We start from the raw sequence: 23,021 nt of genomic DNA on the forward strand, positions 1-23,021 counted from the left end.
GGGAAGCGACAGCGCTCAGGGCGCGGCGTCAGAGGAGGGTCATCTGGCCGGAGCCCGCGAGGGGGTCACGGTGCTTGCGCAGGTGCCGCCACCGGGGCAGGTCGTCGAGGTAGGACCACGACAGGCGGTGGTGAGGTGTCGGGCCCGTCTCCGCCAGCGCCTGCTGGTGGACGGGGGAGGGATAGCCCGCGTTGGCGGCGAAGCCGTACGCCGGGTGCTCCTGGCCGATCTCCGCCATCAGCCGGTCGCGGTGGACCTTGGCCAGCACCGACGCGGCGGCCACCGACACCGAGCGCTGGTCGGCCTTGACCTCGCACCGCACCCGCCACGGCCGGCCGAGGAAGTCGTGCGCGCCGTCGAGGAGCACGACGTCGGGCCGCAGCGGCAGGGCCTCCAGCGCCCGGCACGCGGCCCGGCGCAGCGCCTCGGTCATGCCGACCTCGTCGATCTCCTCCGGGCCCGACTCGCCGTACGCGTGACAGGTGAGCCAGTCGGGCAGGACCGCGGCGAACGCCTCACGCTGCGCCGGGCCGAGCAGCTTGGAGTCGGTCAGCCGGACCGTGCGCTCCCCGCGTCCCGGCAGCTCGGGCGGCGGGCCGAAGGCGGTGACGGCGGCGCAGACCACCGCCGGGCCCGCCCACGCGCCGCGGCCGACCTCGTCCACGCCCGCGATGTGGACCGCCCCCGCGGCACGCAGTTCGTTCTCGATCTCGTATCCGGCCGCCCGCCGTGGCGGGACGGCGGGCACGGAGTCGGCGGGGTCAAGCCCGGGCAAGGCGTCGGTCATCCCGCCATCATTCCAGGAGCCCGCACGCCGATCCCGGCAGTCCAGTCCGAATCGCCGATCTCGTAGATGTCGACCCGCCACGGCAGGTGCGCGCACCGGCCGGCTCCAGCCGGTGGTCATCCCGTGGACGGCCTCGGGCTGTGCCGTCCGGGAGAGAGCGGCCACCGGCGGCCCGGCGGCGCCCACGGGGGGCGGCCGGGCCGCGGGGAGCGGTCAGGACGTCGTACAGGCGGTGCCGTTGAGCGTGAAGGCGATCGGCGTGGGGTTGGCGCCGGTGTAGGTGCCGTTGAAGCCGATATGGACTGACTGACCGGGCTTGATGGTCTTGTTCCAGTCGAGGTTGGCGGCGGTGACGTTCGCTCCGGTCTGGGTCCAGGTGGCCGACCAGCCGGGCGGGGTGATCTTCTGGGTGCCGGGGAAGGCGAACGCCAGGCTCCAGCCGTTGATCGCGGTGGTGCCGGTGTTGGCGATCGTCACGGCCACGGTGAACCCGCCGCCCCAGGTGGTGGGCGCGTACGTCACCCTGCACTCGGCGTCGGACGACGGGGACGGGCTGGGCGAGGATGTCGCGCCGGGCTGCGCGACGGCGGTGTACGGCGCCGAGGGGAGGCTCAGGTTGCCGGCGGCGTCGCGGGCCACGACCTGGAAGGTGTACGACTGGCCGCCTTCGAGGCCGGTGACGATATCGCGGGGAGTGGCGTTCTCGCCCTCGTAGGCGTAGCCGTGGTCGGTCCGCCGGAACAGGTCGTAAAGGGGCGGGACGCCGCTGTTGTCGCTGACGGTGTTCCAGGACAGGAAGACCCCGCCGGGCACGGACATCCCGCTCGAGGCGGTCAGCCCTGTCGGCATGCCGGGAGGCGTGGTGTCGGTCCCCGGGCTCGGGCTGGCGCCGGGGGGCTCCACCATGGCCCGCTGGCGGACCAGGTCGGAGGGCCCGCTCAGGTTGCCCGCGGCGTCCTTCGCCACGACGTAGAACAGGTAGTCGCGTCCGGGAGTGAGGTCGTCCACGACCGCGAGGACCTTGTCGTCGGACTGGTTGAAGATTTGGGCAGGCACCTTGCTGAAGGCGCCGTCGATCCAGGCGTACACGTCGTAGCCGGAGACCGCCACGTTGTCCGTCGAGCGGGTCCACATGAGACCCGCGGCGCCGTTGACATAGACGTCGTACGGCTGCACGCTCCCCGGACGGGTCGGCGGGGTCCGGTCGGCCGGGGACGGGCTGGGTGAAGGCAGGCCGCTCTGGGCGGTCGCGGTGAGCGTGGCCGAGGGCTGGCTGGTGTTGCCGGCGGCGTCCCTGGCCACCACGTAGAACGTGTAGCTCGTGCCGGCGACCAGTCCGTCCGCGGCGTAGAGGGTCATGGTGGTCGAGCCGATCTTGGTGAAGCCGGTGCCCTGCTTCATGTACACGTCGTAGCCCGTGACGCCGGTGTCGTCGGTCGAGGCGTTCCAGCACATCGGCACCGCGTTCGTGAAGTCCGCCCCGCAGACCCGCAGCCCGGTCGGCGCGCTCGGCGGGGTCCGGTCGGCCGGGGACGTCGGGCTGGGCGGGGGAGCGGACGGCGACATGCCGCTGAGATAGTTCGCGGCCTGCGTCACCTCGTTGGACGGCGGGCCGGCGTTCCCGGCCGCGTCCCTGGCGATGACCCGGAACGTGTACAACTGCCCAAGGGTGAGGCCGCTGACGATGGAACCCGTGCTGGCCGTCGTACGTATGGCCGTGAAGACGCCGTCCTGCTTGACCTGGACGTCGTAGCCGGTCACCCCGACGTCGTCGGTCGCGGCGCCCCAGCACAGCGACACACCGATGCCGAGGCCCGACCCGGGCGCGGCGGGCAGCGGGCAGTGGAACAGCGTTCCCGGCACGCTGGGCGGTGTGGTGTCCGCGGTGCCCACGGCAGGCGCGGCGGACGCGGCGAGCGCGAGGCCGGCGCCCAGGATCGCTGCGGCCGGACGGAGACCCTTGACGGGCATGTGGTTCACCTTTCCGATGGGGGCGGCCCGGCGCATCGGGGACGCGCCGGGCCGTCGGCGGGATCAGGAGCAGGTGGTGCCGTTGAGGGTGAAGGCGGTCGGCTTGGGGTTGGCGCCGGTGTAGGTGCCCTGGAAGCCGATCTGGGTGGACTGGCCGGGGTTGATGGCCTTGTTCCAGTCGAGGTTGGTGGCGGTGACGTTGGTTCCGGTCTGGGTCCAGGTGGCCGACCAGCCGGGCGGGCTGATCTTCTGGGTGCCGGGGAAGGTGAACTTCAGGGTCCAGCCGTTGATCGGGGTGGTGCCGGTGTTGGCGATCGTGATGGTCGCGGTGAACCCGCCGCCCCAGTCGTTGGCCGCGTACGTCACCGTGCAGCCGGCGCCGGCCGAGGGAGACGGGCTGGGAGACGGGGACGGGCTGGGCGAGGGGCTGGGTGAGGGCAGGCCGCTCTGGGCGGTCGCGGTGAGCGTGGCCGAGGGCTGGCTGGTGTTGCCGGCGGCGTCCCTGGCCACCACGTAGAACGTGTAGCTCGTGCCGGCGACCAGCCTCTCCGCGACGTAGAGGGTCATCGTCGATGAGCCGATCTTGGTGAAGCCGGCGCCCTGCTTCATGTACACGTCGTAGCCCGCGACCCCGGTGTCGTCGGTCGAGGCGGTCCAGCACATCGGCACCGCGTTCTCGAAGTCCGCCCCGCAGACCCGCAGCCCGGTGGGCGCGCTCGGCGGCGTGGAGTCCACCGGAGACGGCGAGGAGGACGGCGACGGGCTGGGGGAGGGGGACGGCGAAGGCGAGGGGGACGGCGAAGGCGACGGGGAGGCGGTGCCGCCGGGTGGGGTGCCCCAGACCAGCGTGTTCCCGTCGTACACCGGCACGTGGGAGGCCGCCGACGCCGACCAGTCGTTGGCCGGGTCCCAGGCCGCGCCGTTCGGCACCGAGATCCGCAACTGCGTGCCCCGCTTGTAGAGCTGCGCGTCGCCGGGGTAGATCGGCTTGCCGGTGCAGTCCACTTCGGCGTAGTAGGTGCGCTCCCCGGCGGACGCCGGCCCGCTGACCGTGCAGCCGTTGCTGTCGCCGCCGGTCACCTTCACCTGCGAGATCGAGGTGGAGCCGTCCAGTGTGAAGTAGTAACGCGCCTTGCCCGACTGGAGCACGCGCGGTGGCCAGTTCGACGTGTTGGTGATGGTGACGGTCATGGACGTGCCGTCCACGCCGGTGTAGATGTTGCCGGTCTCGGCGCGGATCTCCTGGTACTTCTCCTCCGGCGCGGGGAAGCCCGCCACCGGCGTCCCGCCGTACTCCTTCGCGAAGCGCGCGAGCACGTTGGTGATGCCGGAGTTGTAGTCGATCGCCACCTCGTTGCGGACGTAGTCCGTACGGCTGTCGGTGTAGGCGTCGGCCTGGTCGGGGCCGCCGGCGAGCGCGCCGTACAGGACGTGCAGGTTCGGGCCGGTGGTGTCGCTCATGTAGCCGAGGTACTGGCCGCTGGCCGCGCGATGGTGCACGTGCGTGGGCGGGTTGGTCCCGAAGCCGACCATGTAGCTGGAACGGCGGGGATTGTCCCCGAGCGCGTAGTCGACCTGCCGTTTGGCGAAGTCGTGGTAGCGCGCGTAGAGCGGGTCGCCGGGCCCGAGATGGTCGGCGTAGACCAGGGCCACCCAGGCGGTGTTCAGCGCCATGCGCAGCGAGGCCCAGTTGAAGATGTAGGCGAGGCCGCCGGGGGTGACCGGCCCCTTCTTGCCCTTGTATCCGGCCGTCCAGTAGTCGAGGTAGCGCCGGACGTCGTCCGTGTACTTCTGCTCACCGGTGAGCGTCGCCATCAGGGCGTAGACGCCGTACTCCTTGTCGTTCCACCCCAGCCCGAAGGTGTACGCGGGCACGGTGGTGCCGCCCGCGCCCTGGCCCACGTCGGGCTCGCTGCCCATCTTCGGGTAGAACTCGCGGGCCTTGTCCAGGTAACTGCCGGTGCCGGTGGCCCGGTAGAGCCACACGGCCGCCCAGGCCAGCTCGTCCCAGTACATCTTGGTCGCGCCCGGATGGTCGGCGGCGCCCTCCCAGGTCGAGTTGTAGTAGCCGGAGATGCCCGGCACGCAGCTCGTGTACGCCGTGTCCTGGCCGTTCGTGCCCTTGGTCGTGTCGGCGAACGTGAACAGTTGCCTGGCGTGGGTCAGCAGCGTGTCCGCGTACGCCGGGTCGGTCTGGCGGAAGGCCATCGAGGAGGCCGCCATCGCGGCGGCGGTCTCGGCGACGACGTCGGTGCCCTTGCAGGTCGGCGTGATCTTGTAGACGGGCCGCGACATGCCCTTGATGTCGATCACCTCGGGCGGGCCCCAGTACGCGTGGTCCACGCTGCCGTCGCCCACCTGGACGTACAACGTCTCCGGTTCGGGGTGGGCGGCGATCAGGTAGTCGGTGGCCCACTTCAGGTTGTTCAGCATGGGCGTGAGCTGGGTGCCGTACCCAGACCGGTTCTCGACCACCCCCCAGGCCAGCATCGTCGTGGTGAACGCCATCGGGAAGCCGAACTTGACGTGGTCGCCCGCGTCGTACCAGCCGCCGGACAGGTCCACCCCGGCCGCCTTGCCGTCGTTGAGCGTGCGGTCGCCGCGCCACTCGACGCGGCTCCAGTCGGGCTTCCTGCCCGACTGCTGCGCCTCGTAGAAGTAGATCGACTTCTGCAGGGCCTCGGTGTAGTTGTACGACCCCGCGGCCTGCGCGGGCGTGGACCCGGGCACGAGCAGGGCGGCCAGCACCGCGGTCACCCCGCCCAGGGACAGCAGTCTCATCGAAGGCCTCGTCTCAGGAGCAGGTGGTTCCGTTGAGGGTGAAGGCGGTCGGCTTGGGGTTGGCGCCGGTGTAGGTGCCCTGGAAGCCGATCTGGGTGGACTGGCCGGGGTTGATGGCCTTGTTCCAGTCGAGGTTGGTGGCGGTGACGTTGGTTCCGGTCTGGGTCCAGGTGGCCGACCAGCCGGGTGGGCTGATCTTCTGGGTGCCGGGGAAGGTGAACTTCAGGGTCCAGCCGTTGATCGGGGTGGTGCCGGTGTTGGCGATCGTGATGGTCGCGGTGAACCCGCCGCCCCAGTCGTTGGCCGCGTACGTCACCGTGCAGCCGGCGCCGGCCGAGGGAGACGGGCTGGGAGACGGGGACGGGCTGGGCGAGGGGGACGGGCTCGGTGAGGGGCTGGGTGAGGGCAGGCCGCTCTGGGCGGTCGCGGTCAGCGTGGCCGAGGGCTGGCTGGTGTTGCCGGCCGCGTCCCTGGCCACCACGTAGAACGTGTACTGGTCCCCGGGCCTCAGGCCGCCCGCGTAGTAGATCCTTTGCGTGGTCGACCCGAACTTGACGAATCCGGTGCCCTGCTGGATGTAGACGTCGTATTCGACGTATCCGGAGTCGTCGGTCGAGGCGTTCCAGCACATGGGGACCGCGCCCTGGAAGTGGTAATCGCACACGTGCAGATTCGTGGGCTGGGTCGGCGGCGTGGTGTCCTGCGGGGAAGGCGAGGCGGATGGGGATGCCGAGGGCGAGGCCGAGGGGGAGATCGACGGCGAGACGCCGGGCGAGGGCTCGGCGCCGGGCGGCGTGCCCCAGATGAGGCGGCCGTCGTTGCCGTACAGGGTCATGTGGTCCGCGCCCTTGGCCGACCAGTCGTTGGACGGGTCCCAGGCCGCGCCGTCGGCCACGCCGACGCGCAGCTGCACCTCGCGGCGGAACTCCGACTGGCCGCCCGGGAAGATGAGCGTCCCGGTGCAGTCGACCTCGGCGTAGTAGGTGCGCCCCTCCAGCAGGTGCGGCCCGGTGGGCTGCTTGCACTGCGTGTAGGACGTGCTCACCGTGACCTGGCTCGCCGTGGTCGAGCCGTCGAGGGTGAAGTAGTAGCGGAACTTCGCCTTGTCGAGCACGGTCGCCGGCCAGGCCGACTTGTTGATGACGAACGTCTTGGCCGCCGTCTCCCGGGTCGTGTGGGTGATCGTCGGCTCCAGATAGAACTCGGGGCCGTCGGGCGTCTCGCGCGGCAGCGTGGCCAGGGGGGAGCCGCCGTACTTGCCGTAGAGGACGGCGAGCGAGCTGGTTATGCCGGAGTTGAAGTCGAGCGCGACCTCGTTCTTCACGTAGTCGCCGCGGCTGTCGGTGTAGGCGTCGGCGCCGTCCGGGCCGCCCACGAGGGCGCCGTACAGGACGTGCCTGCTGACGGCGGGCTCGCTGTCGGGGCCGCCGTTGGTCCAGGCGCCGTGCGCGCCGCGGTGGTGCGGGTTGCGCGGCGGGTTGGTCCCGAAGCCGATCATGTAGCTGGAGCGGCGCGGGTTGTCGCCGAGCGCGTAGTCGACCTGGCGCTTGCCGAAGTCGTGGTAGCGCGTGTAGAGCGGGTCACCGGAGCCGAGGAAGTCGGCGTACCTCATCGCGACGAAGGCCGTGTTGGCGGCCATGCGCAGCGAGGCCCAGTAGAAGATGTAGGCGAGGCCACCCGGGGTGACCGTGCCCTTCTTGCCCTTGTAGCCGACCGTCCAGTAGTCGAGGTAGCGCCGGACGTCGTCCGCGTACTTCTGCTCGCCGGTCAGCTCGGCCATCTGCTCGTAGACGGCGTACTGCTTGTCGTTCCAGCCGAAGCCGAAGTTGAACACCGGCACCTGTACGCCGTTGCTCCCCGGGTCCTCCTGCGTGCCCATCTTGGGGTAGAACTCGCGGGCCCGGGAGAGGTAGCTCGCGGTGCCGGTGGCCCGGTAGAGCCAGACGGAGGCCCAGGCCAGCTCGTCCCAGTACATCTTCGTGGCACCCTCGACCTGGCCGCCCTCGCCGGTGGAGTTGTAGAAGCCCTGCGCGGCGCTGACGCAGTTCACGTACGCCGTGTCGCGGCCGTTCGTGCCCTTGGTCGTGTCGGCGAACGTGAACAGCTGCTTGGCGTGGGTGAGCAGCGTGTCGGCGTACGCCGGGTCGGTCGGCCGGAAGACGACCGACGAGGCGGCCATCGCGGCGGCGGTCTCGGCGGCGACGTCGGTGCCCGGGCACGACGCGGTGATCTTGTAGACCGGTCGCTTGTGGCCCTTGGCCTCGACGGTCTCCGGCGCGCCCCAGTAGGAGTGGTCCTCGCCGCCGTCGCCGACCTGCACGTACAGGACGTTCGGCTCGGGATGGGCGTGGATGAAGTAGTCGTTCGACTGCCGGAGCGTGCGCAGCAGGTACGGCAACTGGCCCGAGCGCTCGTACGCCGCCCGGTAGTCCGCGCCGCCCCACGCCAGGGTGGTGGTCATGGACGCCATCGGGAAGCCGAACTTCACGTGGTCGCCGGCGTCGTAGAAGCCGCCCGACAGGTCCACCCCCGCGGACTTCCCGTCGTTGACGGTCGAGTCGGCCCGCCAGGTCACCCGGTTGCCGGACGGCAGGTGCCCCGATTCCTGCGCCTCGTAGAAGAGGAACGACTTCTGCAGCGCCTCCCCGTAATTGAAGGAGGCGGCCGAGACGGGGGTGGAGGTCGCGGTGACGGCCAGCAGGGCGCCGGCCAGTGCGGTCGCCGTGCTCGCGCTCAGCAGCCGTCGCGGTAGTCGCATCACGTGCCCCTCGGAAGGACGACGGGCCGGCCCCGTGCGTGCGGGGCCGCCCCGGAACGGGCGGGACGATCTCGGGAGGGCTCCCGCCCGGATGGTGCGTACGCGAGGTAGCGCGATCCAAGCACGCTCCGGTCACGGACCCGTACGGCCAGGTCAGAGCGGCCGGGGGCATGTCGCGGAGCTGAAACTTTCAGCTCGCCGCCCGCCGGCGGGGACGACGGCGGGCGGCGGCTCGGCCGGCTACGCCTGCACCGGGGCGGGCGAGTATGCCTCGACGTCGTGGTGCCGCATCCGGTGGATCAGCGTGTCGAGCGCCCAGGCGCCGGGCCCGAAGACGGCGATGAGGAAGAACGACCAGCAGAACATGGCCGCCGCCTCGCCGCCGTTCAGGAGCGGGAACAGGTTCTGCGGCGCGTGGACCACGAAGTAGGCGTACGCCATCGAGCCCGAGCAGAGCAGCGCGCTGACACGGGTGAGCAGCCCGGCGAGGACGAGCGTCCCGAACACCAGCTGGATGGCCGCCGCCCACCAGCTCGGCCACGTGCCGAACGCCACGGCATGGCCGGTTCCGCGGTTGCCGCCCAGCACGCCGAAGATCGTCGCCGCGCCGTGGCAGACGAACAGCAGCCCCGTCACGATGCGGAACAGCGAGAGGACTGGTTCGCGGATCTGGTCCGATTTCATGTGATCACCTTCTTGTCGTGCCTGCCGGGAGGGCCTCGCCGCGTACGCGCGATCGCGCTGCGGGCAGGCCCATGAGAACGCGCCGGAAAAGCGGAAACCGGCGGAAGGGAAAGAGGAACTCCGGCCGTCGCCTATCGATAGTCAGAGTTCAGTAAACCGGCCGTCATTTCCGCCGTCCCGTGGCTCACATTGTCGGCGAATTGGACGTCCGGCGGCAGGAAGCCGCGCGGTCCTGCGCCAAAAGGCGCGGATTTCCTGGTCAAAGCCTGGAACGAGCAGCATCGTCGTTGATGGTGCGGTGTTTCGCCCATGGACCACGGTGGCCGCGACTCGCTTATTCAACGGTGAATACGCGTGGGGCGGCGTAGCCCCAAGATTGCTTATAGGGGTACCCCTAGTCAAGACTTCAAGTAATTCTCCGTCAGGTTGTTGCCACGTGGCGTCGGCGGACGCGTGACGGCACCCCGGTCACCTGCCGCTTCTTCTGACGGGCGGTCCGCCTAATTCCGGGAGACCGCGTGAAACTTTCTCGCGGATCCCCTTCCGTGCTGCGACTGTCACCGTCCGTCATCGCGGGGGTGCGCGCGGGCTACCTCGTCCACAGGCACTCCTGCGCTGTCCGTACGAGTGCCATCAACCCGGGCGACAGCCGTTCGCCCCGCCAGGCGAGCGCGTAGGTCAGGCGGAGGTCGCCCGCGTCCAGGGGGACGAAGGCGACATCGTCCCTGCGGACGGACGTGACGACCAGGAGCGGAGTGGGCAGCAGGCCGACGCCGGCCGCGACCAGGTCGAGCGCGGCGGCGAAGTCGTCGATCTCGTCGGCCACCACGTGCTGCCGGTGCGGCCCGAGGCGGGCGGCCAGCCGTGCCCATACCCCGCCGGGCGGGCGTTCGCGCGGCATCAGCACGCGATGCCGCGCGAGCCGCTCGGGCTGCAGGCGGGGCAGGCCGGCGAGCGGGTCTCCGGCCGGTACGGCCAGGTGACCGACGGGCACGTGGAAACGGGCGACCGTGGTCAGCTCCCGCGGGAAGGGCGCCGCGAGGATGGCCGCGGTCACCTCGCCGGCGGCGAGGGCCGCGACGGCGGCGGCGCGGCCGGCCGGGCGCAGCTCCACCTCGGCCGGAGGATCGCGGCGCGCCATCCGGCGGGCGATCCGCGCCGCGAGGCCGCCGGTGAGCGGGGGATAGGCCAGGCGGACACCGTCGCCCTCCGGTGCCGCGAGCCGTCTCGCCTCGGCCGAGAAGGCGGCCGCCGACTCCAGCAACGCCTCGGCGTACGGCAGCAGCGCCTTCCCGGCCGGCGACAGGTGGACCTCCCGGCTCGTCCGCTCGAACAGGCGGACCCCGAGCGCGCGCTCGAGACGGCCGACGGCCTGGCTCGCGGCGGGCTGGGAGACGCCCAGCTCGGCGGCGGCGCGGGAGAAGCTGAGATGCCGGGCGACGACGGAGAAGCAGCCGATGTCGCGCAGCGGCGGGCCGGAGTCCACGCTCAAGTATGGGGAGATCAGACGGCCCGGCGCAGACGCAGGTCGCAGCCCGTCTGGCGGTAGAACGCCAACTGGTCGTAGTAGACCCGCCCGCTGGCGAACACGCCGTCGTCGCCCATCGTGTAGGCGCCCGCCGCCGGGAAAACCACGCGGCGGCCGGTGCCCGTGATCTCCGTGCCGCCCGGCAGCAGCAGCACGCCGGTGTGGGTGCCGCTGAACGTCCACTCCACGACGATGGTGTCGTCGAGGACGGTTCGTGTGGTGGTCTCGTTGTGCATGTCGGGGAACGCCGTGAAGAGCTGCCGGAAGTACCACCCGATCTGCTCGTGACCCTCCATCACCCCCGCGGGCGTGACGAAGACGGCGTCCGTGCCGAAGCAGCGGAGCACCCGCTCCTCGTCCTGGGAGCTGATCGCGTCCGTGAGCGCGTCGAGCAACGCGCTGATCTCGCCCATCCGCCTCCCGTTTCCCGTCCGGGAACTCCTACCCGTGGCGACGGGTTTCGACGCCGGGGCGCGGCGCCCGGGGCTCACGTGGGGGCTCAGGGCTCACGCGGTCGACGTGGGAGCGGGGTCGGCATGGGAGCGGGGTCGGCATGGGGGTTCAGGGCCTGCGGGCGACTCCGCACAGCGCGTCGACCTCGGGCGCCTCCCCGAACTGGCTGGGCTCGGGCCGCCACCGCGACACCGACACCACACCCGGCTCCAGCAGCGTGAGACCGTCGAAGAAGCGAGCGAACTGCTCGGGCGTCCGCAGCCGGTAGGGGTCGCCGCCCTCGGCGCGGATGCGCTCGGCCTCGTCGGCCGCCTCGGGCGCGACGACCTTCGTGCCGTCCTCGAACACCAGATGACTGCCGGACGGCAGGGCGTCCATGAGGTGACGCACGATCCCGTACGCCTCCTCGTCGTCGAGCACCTGGCCCATGATGCCCAGCAGCATGAGCGCCACCGGCTCGCCGAAGTCGAGCGTCTTCGACGCGGCCCGCAGGATCTTGTCCGGTTCGCGTACGTCGGCCTCGATGTAGTCGGTCACGCCGGGCGGGCTGCTGGTCAGCAGGGCGTTGGCGTGCACCAGCACCAGGGGGTCGTTGTCGACGTACACGACCCGCGACTCCGGCGCCACCCGCTGGGCCACCTGGTGCGTGTTGTCGGCGGTCGGCAGGCCGGTGCCGATGTCGAGGAACTGCCGGATGCCGACCTCGCCCGCCAGGTGCCGTACGGCCCGGCCGAGGAAGCCCCGCGACTGCCGGGCGATGTCCACGATGCCGGGGTACGCCTGCCGGATCTGCCCGCCGAGTTCGCGGTCGACGGTGAAGTGGTCCTTGCCGCCCAGGAAGTAGTTCCAGATGCGTGCCGAGTGGGGCACGCTCGTGTCGAGCTTGGGACGGTGCTCCTCGCCGGGACCGTCCGCCGGTACTTCGCTCACCCGGTCCTCCTGCCGTCAGTTGATCACCCCACACCTTAGATACTCGGGCGTGCGCCGCGAAAGCCGTACGGGCCGGGGGCTTGAGTCTCCAGCCGCTGGACGGTCCACACTCGGGCTTATGGACGACGAGGGGCTGTTCACCATCGGACGGCTCTCCCGCCGCACCGGGCTGCCGGTGCGCACGATCCGGTACTGGTCGGACGTCGGCGCGCTGCCGCCGGCCGGGCGGAGCGAGGGAGGCTACCGGCTCTACGACGCGGGCGCCGTGGCCCGGCTGGAGCTCGTCAAGACGCTGCGCGAGCTCGGCCTCGGCCTCGACGACGTACGCAGAGTGCTGGAGCGGAGGGTCACCCTGGCCGAGGTCGCCGCCGTCCACGTCAGCGCACTGGACGCGCAGATCCGCACCCTGCGGCTCCGGCGTGCGGTGCTCAGCGCCGTCGCGAGGCGGCGGTCCGGCACGGAGGAGATGAAACGGTTGAACGACCTGGCACGGCTGTCCGCCGAGGAACGGCGGCGAATCATCGAGGACTTCGTGGACGAGGTCTTCGGCGGCCTGGACGCCGATCCCGAGCTGCGGCGCAGGCTGCGGCACACCGAGATCGATCTTCCGGACGACCCCACGCCCGAGCAGGCGGACGCCTGGGTGGAGCTCGCCGGGCTCGTACGCGACCCGGGCTTCCGGCGGCGCATGCGCGACATGGTGGAGCAGAACACTCGCGGTCGGGCGGGACAGGAGCCGGGGGCCTTCATGTGGTTCGCCAAGAAGGTCGCCTGGATCGCCGGGGAGGCGCGCGAGAACGGCGTGCGCCCGGAATCGCCCGAGGCCGCCGAGGTCGTCGCCCGCCTGCTCGGCGACATGGACGCCGCCGGCCGGGCGGCCGTCAGGGAGCGCCTGGAGGCCGGCCTGTTCGCCGGGGCCGAGCGCTACCGGCATCTCATGGCCGTGATCAACGGCCGGGAGCCCAAGCCGTCCCACGCGAACGACTTCGCCTGGCTTCTCGAGGCCCTCCGCGCCCATCCCTGAGGCTGGGAGTGCGGATCTGATCCCGTCCGGGTCCGCCGCGCGCCTTCGCAGCGTGCCATCCGCGCCGGCGGCGAGAGCCGGCCCCGCCGAGGCGTGCCGCCACGCTTCGGCGTAGGCCGATTATCGAGCCGACAAGGTCTACCACGGCCTGGCCGACCCGGCGCGTACGCCGCGGGCGCGGTCATCCGGGGGCAGGCCGACGGCTGGACCGTGGAGCAGGCCGGCCGCGCGCGGGACATGCTCTTCCTCGCCGTCCCCATGTTCCTGGCCGCCGCCCGGCGCAGCATGTTCGCCGTGATCCCGTAGCGGCCGAGTTCGGCGGCGGCCGACATGGTGTAGTTCTCCTGGGCCGCCTTGGCCGCGCCGTAGGACACCTCCTCGGGGAATCCCGCAGGCCCGCCGGAGGTGAGCCCGACGATCCGCCCTCACGTGGCGCCGCGCCGCACGTGGCGGCGGGCGAACTCCGCGATCAGCAGGGCCGGTGCGCGCACGTCCACGGCGAACTGCCGGTCGTGAGAGTCGGCGTCCACGGGGCGCAGCGCCCGCCCAAAGCGGTCCCGGGCGTCGGGAAGGAAGGTGTCGGCCAGCCAGCCGCTGGCATTGTTGACTAGGATCTCGACCGGGCCGAAGGCCGCCTCCGCCCGGTCGAACAGCCCGCCGACCGCGTCGGCGCCTGCGAGGTCGGCCTCCACGTGTTCGGCCCGGCCGCCCTCCCGCCGGATCCGGGTCACGACCTCCTGGGCGTCCCGCGCCCGCAGCCTCCCGTACGCCTCGGGGAAGGCCGGATCACCGGCGTGCTCGGCGGGATCGAGGCGCTTGTAGGCGAGGAGGACCGCCACCCCGCAGGCGGCGAGCGCGACCGCCGTGGCCGCGCCGATGCCCTGGTTGGCCCCGGTGACCAGTGCCACCCGGCCCGTCAGTCGAGGATCGATCACCGCCAGAAGTCTGGCACTCGCCGAGCGACCCGGGCCACGGATTTCCCCGGGCGGTCGTCCGCGACGGGACCCCGACCGGAATGTCGGTGGCCGTGGCTAGGGTTCGTCCGTGACGATGTTCGATCTCTCATGGCCGGCTACGACGGGGTCCGTCCGCTTCGAGGAAGGCGTCTGATGGTCACGGTCGACGACGTACGGCGGGTCGCGCTGGCACTGCCCCGCACCGAGGAGGCACTGGTGCGCGACCATGTGAAGTTCCGGGTCAGAGGCATCGTGTACGCCTCCGTCTCCCCGGACGAGACCCTGATGGGCTTCGGGTTCCCCAAGGAGGAGCGGGCCGCCCTCGTGGCCTCCGAGCCGGAGAAGTTCCTCATGCCCCGTCCCTCGGACGAGCGCTACCACTGGGTCAGGGTCAGGATGGCGGCCATCGACGAGGCCGAGATGCGGGAGCTCGTCGTCGACGCCTGGCGGATGGTCGTGCCCAAACGGGTGGCCGCCGCGTACGAGGCCGGCTGACCGCGGAGCCCCGTCGCATCGGCGAGCCATGCGGTGCCGAACAACGGCGCCGGTGACGGCGCATGGCGTGGTCACCTCCCTGATTGCCGGCCAGCTGGCCGCTACGCCGCCGTCACCCGGTGGCCGGGCCTGAAACCGTGGCTTCGCGCAGCCCAGACGAGCACGAACGCGATGAGAGCCAGGACTGACAGCGTCCAGGGGAACGACGCCGGTCCAGCCGTCTCCAGCAGGACGCCGCCGACCGCGCCTCCTCCTGCGACGGCGAGGTTGAAGATCGTGACCAGCATCGACTGCGCGACGTCCGCTCCGTCGCCCGCGGTGTCGGCGATCGCCGTCTGCAGCAGGGTGGGGGCGCCGCCGAACGTCAGGCCCCACGCGACGACTCCCACGACGATCGCAGCCGGAACCTGGCTGCCGACTCCCAGCACCACAGCGGAGACGGCGAAGCCCGCGAGGCTGGCCAGGGTGAGGGCGCGGAGCCTGCGGTCGACGAACATGCCGGTGATCCAGATTCCCGCGATGGCGGAGGCGCCGAAGAGCAGAAGCATGAGATCGACCCGGTTGCCCAGGCCGGCGTTGCCCAGGAACGGCGCGATATAGGTGTACAGGATGTTGTGCGCCAGGATCCAGAAGAAGATCACGCCCAGCACCGAGCGGATACCCGGGGTCATGAAGATCTCCCGGATGGGCCGGCGGTTCTCGGCGGTCTGCCCGGGGAAGTCGGGAACCGCGATCAGGATCCAGCCGATGAGGACGAGCGCCAAGGCGGACATGATCCAGAAGACGCCGCGCCAGTCGAACATCGAGCCCAGCCAGGTGCCCAGCGGAACTCCGGCGGTCAGCGCTATCGGCTGGCCCACCCCGACGACGGCCAGTGCACGTCCCTGCAGATGCGGCGGCACCATGCGCCGGGCGTATCCGGCGAGCACACCCCAGACCACGCCGGCCGCCATGCCCGCGACGAATCGCGCGGCCAGAGTCACCGCGTAGTCGCCCGACAGTGCCGTCACCGCGTTGAAGACGAGCAGACCTCCGACGGCGAGCAGCAGGAGCGGTCGTCTGCGCCAGCTGCGGGTGGCGGCGATGACGGGGATCGCCGCCAGCACGGAACCGATCGCGTAGAGGGTGATGAACTGACCCGCCAGTGCTTCTGAGATGGTGAGGCCTCGTCCGATCTGCGGGAGCAGTCCCGCGGGCATCGTCTCGGTGACGATCGCGAGGAAGCCCGCCGTTGTGAAGGCCAGCAGACCCAGCACGGGAAGCCGGGCGGAAAGCGTGGCCTGCCCGGGAGACAAGGTGATCGCTTCACCAGTGTTAGAGCTGTTCATGGGTTCTCCGTCTTTCGCTGTCGGGGCACGGCAGAGTCAGCGGGCGGGCCCGCCCGATTCGTCACCGGCGGCACAGACGCGGGATGTCGTGGCGGTCACCGCGTCGGCGCGGGCACGACCCAGGGCGCGGCGGCTCCGGTCAGGAAGGCCCGGAGCGGATTCACCCCGGCGTGCCGGCCGATCCTCGCGGTTGGTCGTGGCGCCCGGCGCGCCCTGAAGCCGGGGCGGCCGAGCCGGCGCGACGCGTTCGCAGTCGCCGTGCCGGCCGCCCCGGCCAGGAGGCGCCAGGTGATGCGACGGACTCAGTAGTCCGGCGTTTTGCAGAGCAGATGGGCGCGGTCCCGAATCTCAGGCCCGTACACCTTTTCCTGCCATTCCTCCGGGTCGATCGGTTCCAGGGCGATGGAGACCGCGCCTGCCTCGCATCCCAGTGCGTTCTCGAGAGCCTGCGTGATCGTGGTCATGAGGGCGGTCTGCTGCTCAGGGGTCATGGTGACGGGGAAATGCTTGATGTTGACGTGTGGCACGCCCTTCTCCTTCTTCGTGTGGCAGGCGCGTCAGACCGCTTCCCGCCGTAGGACGTCCGCCCGCATCCTCTCGCCGATGAGGTAGGCCAGCTCCTTCACGCCCGGGTCCTTGAGCAGGCCGTAGTGGTCGGACTCCAGATCGACGACTACCGGTGGGTTGGCCAGGGATGTGATGCAGCCCTCGAGAAAGGAGTAGTCGTCGCCTCTGGCCTTGAAGACCGTGATGGGGGCGGACACCTGCTTCTCCACCAGTTCGTGGAAGGTGTACTCGAAGCTGTAGGTCAGGCGGACGATGCTGATGATGCGCTCCACCAGGCCGCGGTCGAGTTCGCCGTATCGGCTCAGGATGAAATCCGTGAAGGTCCGCTTGTTCTTTGTCGCCCGCAGGCACTCTTCCAGGACAGGCCCGTTGATGGTGCCGGCGAAGACGGAGAACAGGATCGTCACGAACGCCCGGTCGCGATAGATGTCCTCTCCGGTGGCGGTCAGGTCGGCCGCCTCCCTCAGCACCGGCGAGCCCGGGGCGATCAGGAACAGGTGATCCACCGTTTCGCCGGACCGCTCGAGCTGGTAGGCGGTCTCGAAGGCGACCCTGGCGCCGAAGGAATACCCCCACAGCGTGTACGGGCCGACAGGTTGAACCCGTCTGATGCTGTCGGCGTCCGCCGCGGCCATCTCGCCGATCGTCGCGTAGGGCGTCTCGCCCTCGTTGATGCCCTTCGCCTGGATACCGTAGAACGGCCGTGACCCATCGATGCTCTTCGCCAGCGTCCGGAGGTTCATCGGATAGCCGCCGAGGCCGGGCCAGCAGAATATCGGACGGTGCTCCATATCAATGCTCCGTTTCAGCTTCGCAGCGCCACCAGGCGCGATACCGGGGCTACCTCGTCGGAGTCGATCCTGCGGGCCAGCCCTTCTATCGTCGATTCCTCGAATATCGTTTGAAGCGGGAGTGAGACGTTGCAGGAACGATTGATCTCCTGAATGAGGACTACGGCGAGCAGGGAATTGCCGCCCCATTCGAAGAACTCGTCGCGCACTGACACGTCGTCCGACTTCATCACCTTGGCCCATGCCCGGGCGACCCGTTCCTCGGTTCTCGTCCTGGGGGCCACCACGACCCGCTCGGCGGTGCCGAAGTCCAGCTCGACCGTCCGTTCGAGGGCGTTGACATCGACCTTGCCGTTGGCCGAGAGCGGAAGCCGGTCGAGGATGAGGACCCGGCCGGGGACCATGTAGTCGGGCAGGAAACCCGCGATGTCCTGCTTGATCAGCTCTGCGGGCCCCTTGGTGTGGACCGCGTCCTCCTTCATGCCCTCGCTGGTGATCTGCTCCCGGCTCACCCGCCCGCCCAGGAAGAAGTAGGAGGGACCCGTCGCCTGGCCGCAGCCGTCCAGAATCGCCGTTATCCGTTTCGCGGAGAGCAGGTCGTTTCCGGTCTTCGAGCTGTAGCCGGAGGACATGAACCCGAAACCGAGATCGTTCATCTGGAGGACCTGGAGCCGCCTGCCGAGGTCGATGTACGCGGACCATTCCCGGGTGGACCTGCTGATGAGGGAGATGCCGATGCCCGCGCGTTCGTAGACCTGCTGGTTGATCGCGATCACGTGTTTCTTGAGGATCAGGTCCGGCGAGACGAGAACGAACTCACCCGCCTCGTACTTGTACTGTCCGGGGGTCATGTCGGTGACTCCTCCGGGGAGCACCTGGACGTATGTGTCGACGGGTCCCGGGCCGCACCTTTCCGCATACGGGACCACGTCGAAAGTGCCGAGGTAGTGGTGTCCGTCGCCGCATTCCAAGTGATTCATCACCGAGGGCTCGTATGCCCCCGCGCCGATGCCCATGCCGAACTGCGGAAGCACTTCGTCGAACAGGCCGAGCATGTGCCCCGTCTCGAACTCGAGGACTTCCAGGACGTTGTTCCTGTAGACGGACTCGATCGCCGGCCGCTTGCCGACGAAATGCAGCCTGAGCCCTCCCTCCCCGGTCTCCCGCGCGGGCTGGATGAGAACCAGCTGATGGCGAGCCGGATGATAGTAGTAATAACCGGGCTGGAAATCGCCGGTACCGCGGATCTCCACGTAGAGCTGGGTCGCGTACAGGGCTCCGGGGGATGCGTAGCCGTATTTGGGCAGCAGTCTTTCCTGACTGTGGAACTGCCCGAAGTACCGGAGCAGCTCTCCCACCTGCGGGCGGGTCAGAACGGTGGGCGCCGCCGGCTGCGGGGTCCCCACCGCTCTTTCGAGCAGTCGACGGATGTCTGACCGGCTGATCGGGCCGCCCTCGAAGAACCGGTACGTCTTGCGTGCGAACACCCGGCGCCGCTGCTCCGAGGTCGGTGAGCCGCCGGGCATGTCCACGACCCTCTTGCCGGCGAGCTCCCGATCCTCGCGAAGACCGAGGTTCGCCAGTTGGGCCCTGACCTGGACCCGGCTCTCCTTGGACTGGTGGTGCGCGCCATGGTTGCCCTGGTCCATGAGGGCGGCTTCCCGCGGGTTGAGCTCCACGCAGGCGACCAGGCTCTGGTGACCGGTCTGGGGGCTGGTTCGCACCAGCACCGCCGCGCTCTTCACCCAATCGTGGTTCTCTATCGCCGACCGCACCTCGTCGAGCTCGACGCGGTAGCCCCTCAACTTGACCTGGTTGTCGGCGCGGCCGACGAACTGCGCCGCACCGTCCTCGCTCCATCTGGCCAGATCACCCGTCCGGTACAACCGGATGGTCTCGCCGTCCCCGCCGAGCGGAAGGTCGACGAAGCGTTCCGCCGTCTGGTCGGGACGGTGCAGGTAGCCCCGTGCCACCTGGATTCCGCCGATGTAGAGCTCACCGGTTCCGCCGGCGGGGACGGGCGATCGTTCCTCGTCGAGGATGTGGAAGCTCGTACCGTGGGCCGGTCTTCCGATCGGTATCACGCTCGGCTCGTCCTGAGCCGTCCGGGCGTTCACCACATACGACGATGCGTTGATGGTGCACTCCGTGGGCCCGTACAGGTTGACGAGCTCGCAGCCGGGCAGCACTTCGAGGCACCGAAGCGCGAGTTTCTTCGACAGTGCCTCGCCACCGCTGAAGACCTGCTGCAGGGACGTGCATCGCTGGAACAGCTCGTCGTCGACCAGCGCCTGCAGCAACGTCGGAACGCACTGCAGGGTGGTCACGCCGTGGAAGGCGATCGTCTCGATCAGCCCTGCCGGGTCGCGGTACACATCCGGTGGACCCATGACGACCCGGCTGCCGCACGCCACGGCGAGGATCTCCCACTGCGCCGCGTCGAAACTCATCGGCGTCTTCCGCAGGACGGTCTTCTCCTCGTCGATGCCATGAATGCTCTTCAGCCACGACATCTGGCTGACGATGCTGCGGTGCTCCACCGCCACACCCTTCGGGCGGCCGGTGGTCCCGGAGGTGTAGATGACGTAGGCGAGGCTCTCCCCGCCGAAGCCGTCCGGATGATCCTGCCGTTCGAGCTCCGCCGGGCTCTCCTGCGGATCAGCGGACCCGGGCGCGTCGTCGAGGGCGACGACACGCACACCGGGCAGGATGAGATCCGTCAGGCGTTCACGCAGGTGAGGCTGCGTGAGGACGACCGTGGATCGCGAATCCTCGATCATGTACCGGATCCGGTCCTCCGGATACTCCGGCGCGAGCGGCAGATAGCCGCAGCCGGCCAACAGGATGCCCCAGGTGCCGACCGCCATCTCGATGGACGGCTCGACGAATATGCCGACGACGTCGTCGGCCGTCACGCCGAGCGCGCGCAGGCGCCCGGCGAGGCGAGCGCTCCGGAGGGCCAGTTCCCTGTAGGTCAGGGCCCAGCCCTCCCCGGTGACCGCCACATCCTGTGGACGTTTCGCCACCTGCTCCCAGAACATGTCGGGCAGTGTTTCGGCCCCCGCACCGGTCGGCGTCGGGTGGCGATCCCCGTCAGATGAAGGTTTCCCGTTCCTCGTCACGTTGCTTGTGCCCATCGCTTCCAGCCCCCTGAATCCTGGAATTCGGCTGTTCACACGGTGATTCGCTGCATCGCCGTGCGTGACCGCACCGCTGGGTCTCTAGTGCTCCGACAGAAGAGAGCCGACGCCGTGAACGCGGTCGGCTATGCCGTTCTGCCGGAGGGCATGCCAGTAGAGGACCGTGTTGTTGGAGATGACCGGCTTGTCGATCCAGGCTTCGGCGATCGCAGCCAGGCGCATCATGGCCACGTTCGTGCCGACCTGAACGATGGCCTCGACATCCGGTCCGTCGACTTCCTTGATCGCGTCTCGGAGTTGCTTCTCGGACACGTGGGCGATCTTCGCCGGGCTGGGGCTGCCGAGCCCCTGGATCCTCACCAGGTCGTATCCGCTGTCCGTGAAGAACCGGCTCACAGAGTCGTCACCCACCGGCAGGTACGGAGTGATGACCGCGATCCTGCGAACTCTGTAAGTCTCCAGCGCGGCCCGGATCGCATCGGGACTCATCGTGACGTGGAGGCCGCCGGCGGCCGACCGCATCGACTCCAGGACGCGGTCGTGGCTGTCCGGTCCGTCCCAGTAGCTCTCCGGTGAGACACCGATGATCAGGCAGTCCGGATTACAGGTGACGACGCTCTCGATCGCGGGGTGGGTCGACTTCCTGATGCTGTGCATCACGTGGTCGAAGCCCGGCTCGTCGACCATCGAGTCGTCGCCGATCAGCATCCGGCTCACGTGGTTGGTCACTCCTGCGGGCCTCAGTGCGTCCATTTCGGGCTGTGCCGAGGTGTTCGTCGAGGGAATGACGACGGCCACCCTCAGACGAGGTCCAAGAGAGTCGGTCATGTTGTGCTCCTTTCAGTCGGCCCAGGGCCGGAGAGTGCACGGCGTTCACACCATGCGTGGCCATGAGAGGGTCGCTTGCGGGGGCTTCGCGGCGGCGGGAAACAGCTTCCCGGAGGCAGGCCGCCGTGGGACGGGGACGCTCCCGCCGTACGAATCGCATTTCGGCAGGGGCGTTCAGCCCTCGGTACAGGGTTTTCCGCGTCTACCGGCGGCGGACCGTCGCGCTCATGATGCGGCCGCGCATACGGTCACGGTTCGTGCGAATGGAAGTGTGACGGACACGGACGGCCGCAGCGCCGTGACGTCCCCACCTGGACCAGGAACGGGACGCACCGGCCCGGCGTAGGCCGGGCGGACGCCGGCCGGCGGACAGCGCGACCGCGACGTCCCGTCCCGCGGCTACCGCCTGTGCCGCGGATCTGCCGAGGTGTTCGAGCGGCGCCGATGTGTCACGCGGCGCCGGGTGGACCACCGGTCACGCCAGACAACGTCACGGCGAGCCCCCGCCGCCGTGCCTAGTGGCCTGCCTGTCATGCTGAGTGTGCTCCTCACTGATCAAGCGGTGGGGTAGGTCGGAAAGCCCCGTCCGCGGCTCGAGCGACAGGCTCGGCAGGAAACCGCCTCTCTCATGGAGACGGCGAAAACCCCCGGCGGCTTCGGAGCCGCATTCTCTCGGCCCCCGTCCGTCTTTACCGAGCCAGCGGGCGCCTGACGTCCTTTTGAGCCCCCGTGCTCATTCCGTCGAGAACGAGTCAATCATGGCGCAATGGACCGGGTCAACCATTTAAGGTTAACGCCGGAATTCGAGTGCACATCCGGCGGAATAAGGACTTCCGCTAAGTCTGTATGGGTCATCTCATTCGACTTCGGATATACGCTGCGTGCGCGGCCGATCACTTGTGACCGTGATCGTGTCGCTCGTCGCACGGCTTCCGCGGTTCATTTCGAACGGTGCTGTGAGAATGACAACACCGGAGGCCGGCGACAATCGTCGCCGGCCTCCGGTGTCGTGCTTGAACGAGTGAATAATGGTGAACAAAAGCGCCGTCGTAAATGACGGGAATCGGGCCCGGAAATGCGAACAGAAGAGGCCGCGGGACGCATCCCGCCGGGTCTCGGCGGCGGCCGTTATGCCGAGGCGGCCGGACTGGCGGCGAAGCCGGCGAAGTAGCCGGCCACCATGTCGTCGTCCCCGTGTCCCTGCGCTTCGGCCCGGCGGAACCGTTCACCGGCCGCCTCGGCCAGGTCCACCGCGATCCCGGCGGTCGCGGCGGCCTCGGCGATGAGCCGGGTGTCCTTCTCGGCGTTGCGCACGGTGAAGCTGGGAGAGTAGTCCCCGCTGATCACGGCCTTCATCTTCGCCTGGAGGTAGGGGCTGTCCATCGGCCCCCCTGTGATCACCTGGCCGAACAGCGCCGGATCCACGCCAAGTCCTTCGGCCAGGGCGAGCGCCTCGGCCAGCACGGAGGTCAGTGCGATTCCGAAGCCGACCGTCGTGAGCTTGAGCCGGGTGGCCGCTCCCACTTCCCCCACCCACAGCGTCTTGCTGCCGATCGCGGAGAAGACGGGGGTGAGGCGCTCGTCAGCGGGTCCGGCGGCGAGGACGACCAGGGTCCCCGCCTCCGCCGGTTGCCGGGTGCCCTGCACGGGCGCGTCGACGAACACGAGTCCGTGCGACCTGGCGAAGGCGTCGAGACGTTCGATGGCGGCCACACCGACCGTGCTCATCTGCGCCCACACCTGTCCGGCCCGCAGCCCGGGAGCGGCGGCGGCCATGGCCTCGCCGACCGCGTCGCCGTCGGTCAGCATGGTGATCACGACATCCGCGCCGGATACGGCCTCGGCCGGGTCCGAGGCGACGAAGGCGCCGTCGCTCCGCAGCGGCAGCGCCTTCTCCTCGGTCCTGTTCCACACCCTTACCTCAAGGCCGGCCTTGGCCAGGTTGCGCGCCATTGCCGCGCCCATGATCCCCGTGCCCAGCAGTGCGACGGTGGCCATAG

The 23,021-nt window shown here is 69.8% G+C and carries 17 protein-coding genes; 2 read left to right on the forward strand and 15 right to left on the reverse strand.

Translation table 11 applies throughout. From position 1 onward, the window contains the following. Positions 1 to 28 precede the first annotated feature (28 nt). The 8 genes from HHX41_RS34025 to HHX41_RS34060 form a co-directional block, all read right to left on the reverse strand. A complete protein-coding gene (locus tag HHX41_RS34025; RefSeq protein WP_169982168.1) occupies positions 29 to 787 on the reverse strand; it encodes a ribonuclease HII in 759 nt (252 codons plus the stop codon). A 213-nt stretch (positions 788 to 1,000) separates the two neighbouring features. Continuing rightward, complete coding sequence (locus HHX41_RS41315) at positions 1,001 to 2,758, reverse strand: cellulose binding domain-containing protein (RefSeq protein ID WP_182909225.1); 1,758 nt, start codon at positions 2,756 to 2,758, stop codon at positions 1,001 to 1,003. Positions 2,759 to 2,821: 63 nt separating this feature from the next. Then, the gene (locus tag HHX41_RS34035; RefSeq protein WP_182909226.1) at positions 2,822 to 5,539 is read right to left on the reverse strand and encodes a glycoside hydrolase family 9 protein; all 2,718 of its coding nucleotides are present in this window, start codon (positions 5,537 to 5,539) and stop codon (positions 2,822 to 2,824) included. A 13-nt stretch (positions 5,540 to 5,552) separates the two neighbouring features. Beyond that, positions 5,553 to 8,297: a glycoside hydrolase family 9 protein gene (locus HHX41_RS34040; RefSeq protein WP_182909227.1), complete on the reverse strand. Its 2,745-nt coding sequence runs from the start codon at positions 8,295 to 8,297 to the stop codon at positions 5,553 to 5,555. Between the two features lie 240 nt (positions 8,298 to 8,537). Continuing rightward, positions 8,538 to 8,981, reverse strand: coding sequence for a DoxX family protein (locus HHX41_RS34045; protein WP_182909228.1), 444 nt, complete (start codon positions 8,979 to 8,981; stop codon positions 8,538 to 8,540). 589 nt (positions 8,982 to 9,570) lie between these two features. Continuing rightward, positions 9,571 to 10,467, reverse strand: a complete 897-nt coding sequence (locus tag HHX41_RS34050; protein ID WP_310742309.1) for a LysR family transcriptional regulator — start codon at positions 10,465 to 10,467, stop codon at positions 9,571 to 9,573. A gap of 17 nt (positions 10,468 to 10,484) precedes the next feature. Next, positions 10,485 to 10,922 carry an ester cyclase gene (locus HHX41_RS34055; RefSeq protein ID WP_182909230.1) on the reverse strand — a complete coding sequence of 146 codons (438 nt, stop codon included), beginning with the start codon at positions 10,920 to 10,922 and terminating at the stop codon, positions 10,485 to 10,487. A gap of 148 nt (positions 10,923 to 11,070) precedes the next feature. After that, entirely contained in the window at positions 11,071 to 11,892 is an 822-nt protein-coding gene (locus tag HHX41_RS34060) for an SAM-dependent methyltransferase (protein WP_182909231.1), read from the reverse strand. Positions 11,893 to 12,010: 118 nt separating this feature from the next. On the opposite strand from HHX41_RS34060, the gene HHX41_RS34065 reads away from it, so the two are divergent. Continuing rightward, complete coding sequence (locus HHX41_RS34065; protein WP_182909232.1) at positions 12,011 to 12,916, forward strand: MerR family transcriptional regulator; 906 nt, start codon at positions 12,011 to 12,013, stop codon at positions 12,914 to 12,916. Between the two features lie 425 nt (positions 12,917 to 13,341). Here HHX41_RS34065 and HHX41_RS34070 read toward each other — a convergent pair whose 3' ends face one another. Beyond that, on the reverse strand, positions 13,342 to 13,851 hold the full coding sequence (locus HHX41_RS34070) for an SDR family NAD(P)-dependent oxidoreductase (RefSeq protein WP_220504663.1): 510 nt from the start codon (positions 13,849 to 13,851) through the stop codon (positions 13,342 to 13,344). Between the two features lie 174 nt (positions 13,852 to 14,025). Between HHX41_RS34070 and HHX41_RS34075 the strand changes: the two genes are divergently transcribed. Continuing rightward, on the forward strand, positions 14,026 to 14,367 hold the full coding sequence (locus tag HHX41_RS34075; RefSeq protein WP_182909233.1) for an MmcQ/YjbR family DNA-binding protein: 342 nt from the start codon (positions 14,026 to 14,028) through the stop codon (positions 14,365 to 14,367). A gap of 101 nt (positions 14,368 to 14,468) precedes the next feature. Here HHX41_RS34075 and HHX41_RS34080 read toward each other — a convergent pair whose 3' ends face one another. From HHX41_RS34080 to HHX41_RS34100, 6 genes are all read right to left on the reverse strand, one after another. Next, positions 14,469 to 15,695 (reverse strand): MFS transporter, encoded by a 1,227-nt coding sequence (locus HHX41_RS34080; RefSeq protein WP_182909234.1) that lies wholly within the window; start codon positions 15,693 to 15,695, stop codon positions 14,469 to 14,471. A 302-nt stretch (positions 15,696 to 15,997) separates the two neighbouring features. Next, positions 15,998 to 16,222: a tautomerase family protein gene (locus HHX41_RS34085; RefSeq protein WP_182909235.1), complete on the reverse strand. Its 225-nt coding sequence runs from the start codon at positions 16,220 to 16,222 to the stop codon at positions 15,998 to 16,000. A 30-nt stretch (positions 16,223 to 16,252) separates the two neighbouring features. Next, the gene (locus HHX41_RS39930) at positions 16,253 to 17,053 is read right to left on the reverse strand and encodes a thioesterase domain-containing protein (protein WP_220504664.1); all 801 of its coding nucleotides are present in this window, start codon (positions 17,051 to 17,053) and stop codon (positions 16,253 to 16,255) included. 14 nt (positions 17,054 to 17,067) lie between these two features. After that, complete coding sequence (locus HHX41_RS34090) at positions 17,068 to 20,094, reverse strand: amino acid adenylation domain-containing protein (protein WP_220504665.1); 3,027 nt, start codon at positions 20,092 to 20,094, stop codon at positions 17,068 to 17,070. 180 nt (positions 20,095 to 20,274) lie between these two features. Next, positions 20,275 to 21,021, reverse strand: coding sequence for an arylmalonate decarboxylase (locus HHX41_RS34095; protein ID WP_182909236.1), 747 nt, complete (start codon positions 21,019 to 21,021; stop codon positions 20,275 to 20,277). A gap of 1,128 nt (positions 21,022 to 22,149) precedes the next feature. Further along, complete coding sequence (locus HHX41_RS34100; protein WP_182909237.1) at positions 22,150 to 23,019, reverse strand: NAD(P)-dependent oxidoreductase; 870 nt, start codon at positions 23,017 to 23,019, stop codon at positions 22,150 to 22,152. Positions 23,020 to 23,021: the final 2 nt, after the last annotated feature.

Origin of the sequence: Microbispora sp. H13382 (assembly GCF_014161445.1) — a bacterium.
Lineage (GTDB): Bacteria > Actinomycetota > Actinomycetes > Streptosporangiales > Streptosporangiaceae > Microbispora.

What these genes read in the sequence shown, in the direction of transcription:
- HHX41_RS34025 (WP_169982168.1), bottom strand. Translation starts at nt 787, where the DNA reads ATGACCGACGCCTTGCCCGGGCTTGACCCCGCCGACTCCGTGCCCGCC.
- HHX41_RS41315 (WP_182909225.1), bottom strand. Translation starts at nt 2,758, where the DNA reads ATGCCCGTCAAGGGTCTCCGTCCGGCCGCAGCGATCCTGGGCGCCGGC.
- HHX41_RS34035 (WP_182909226.1), bottom strand. Translation starts at nt 5,539, where the DNA reads ATGAGACTGCTGTCCCTGGGCGGGGTGACCGCGGTGCTGGCCGCCCTG.
- HHX41_RS34040 (WP_182909227.1), bottom strand. Translation starts at nt 8,297, where the DNA reads ATGCGACTACCGCGACGGCTGCTGAGCGCGAGCACGGCGACCGCACTG.
- HHX41_RS34045 (WP_182909228.1), bottom strand. Translation starts at nt 8,981, where the DNA reads ATGAAATCGGACCAGATCCGCGAACCAGTCCTCTCGCTGTTCCGCATC.
- HHX41_RS34055 (WP_182909230.1), bottom strand. Translation starts at nt 10,922, where the DNA reads ATGGGCGAGATCAGCGCGTTGCTCGACGCGCTCACGGACGCGATCAGC.
- HHX41_RS34065 (WP_182909232.1), top strand. Translation starts at nt 12,011, where the DNA reads ATGGACGACGAGGGGCTGTTCACCATCGGACGGCTCTCCCGCCGCACC.
- HHX41_RS34075 (WP_182909233.1), top strand. Translation starts at nt 14,026, where the DNA reads ATGGTCACGGTCGACGACGTACGGCGGGTCGCGCTGGCACTGCCCCGC.
- HHX41_RS34080 (WP_182909234.1), bottom strand. Translation starts at nt 15,695, where the DNA reads ATGAACAGCTCTAACACTGGTGAAGCGATCACCTTGTCTCCCGGGCAG.
- HHX41_RS39930 (WP_220504664.1), bottom strand. Translation starts at nt 17,053, where the DNA reads ATGGAGCACCGTCCGATATTCTGCTGGCCCGGCCTCGGCGGCTATCCG.
- HHX41_RS34090 (WP_220504665.1), bottom strand. Translation starts at nt 20,094, where the DNA reads ATGTTCTGGGAGCAGGTGGCGAAACGTCCACAGGATGTGGCGGTCACC.
- HHX41_RS34095 (WP_182909236.1), bottom strand. Translation starts at nt 21,021, where the DNA reads ATGACCGACTCTCTTGGACCTCGTCTGAGGGTGGCCGTCGTCATTCCC.
- HHX41_RS34100 (WP_182909237.1), bottom strand. Translation starts at nt 23,019, where the DNA reads ATGGCCACCGTCGCACTGCTGGGCACGGGGATCATGGGCGCGGCAATG.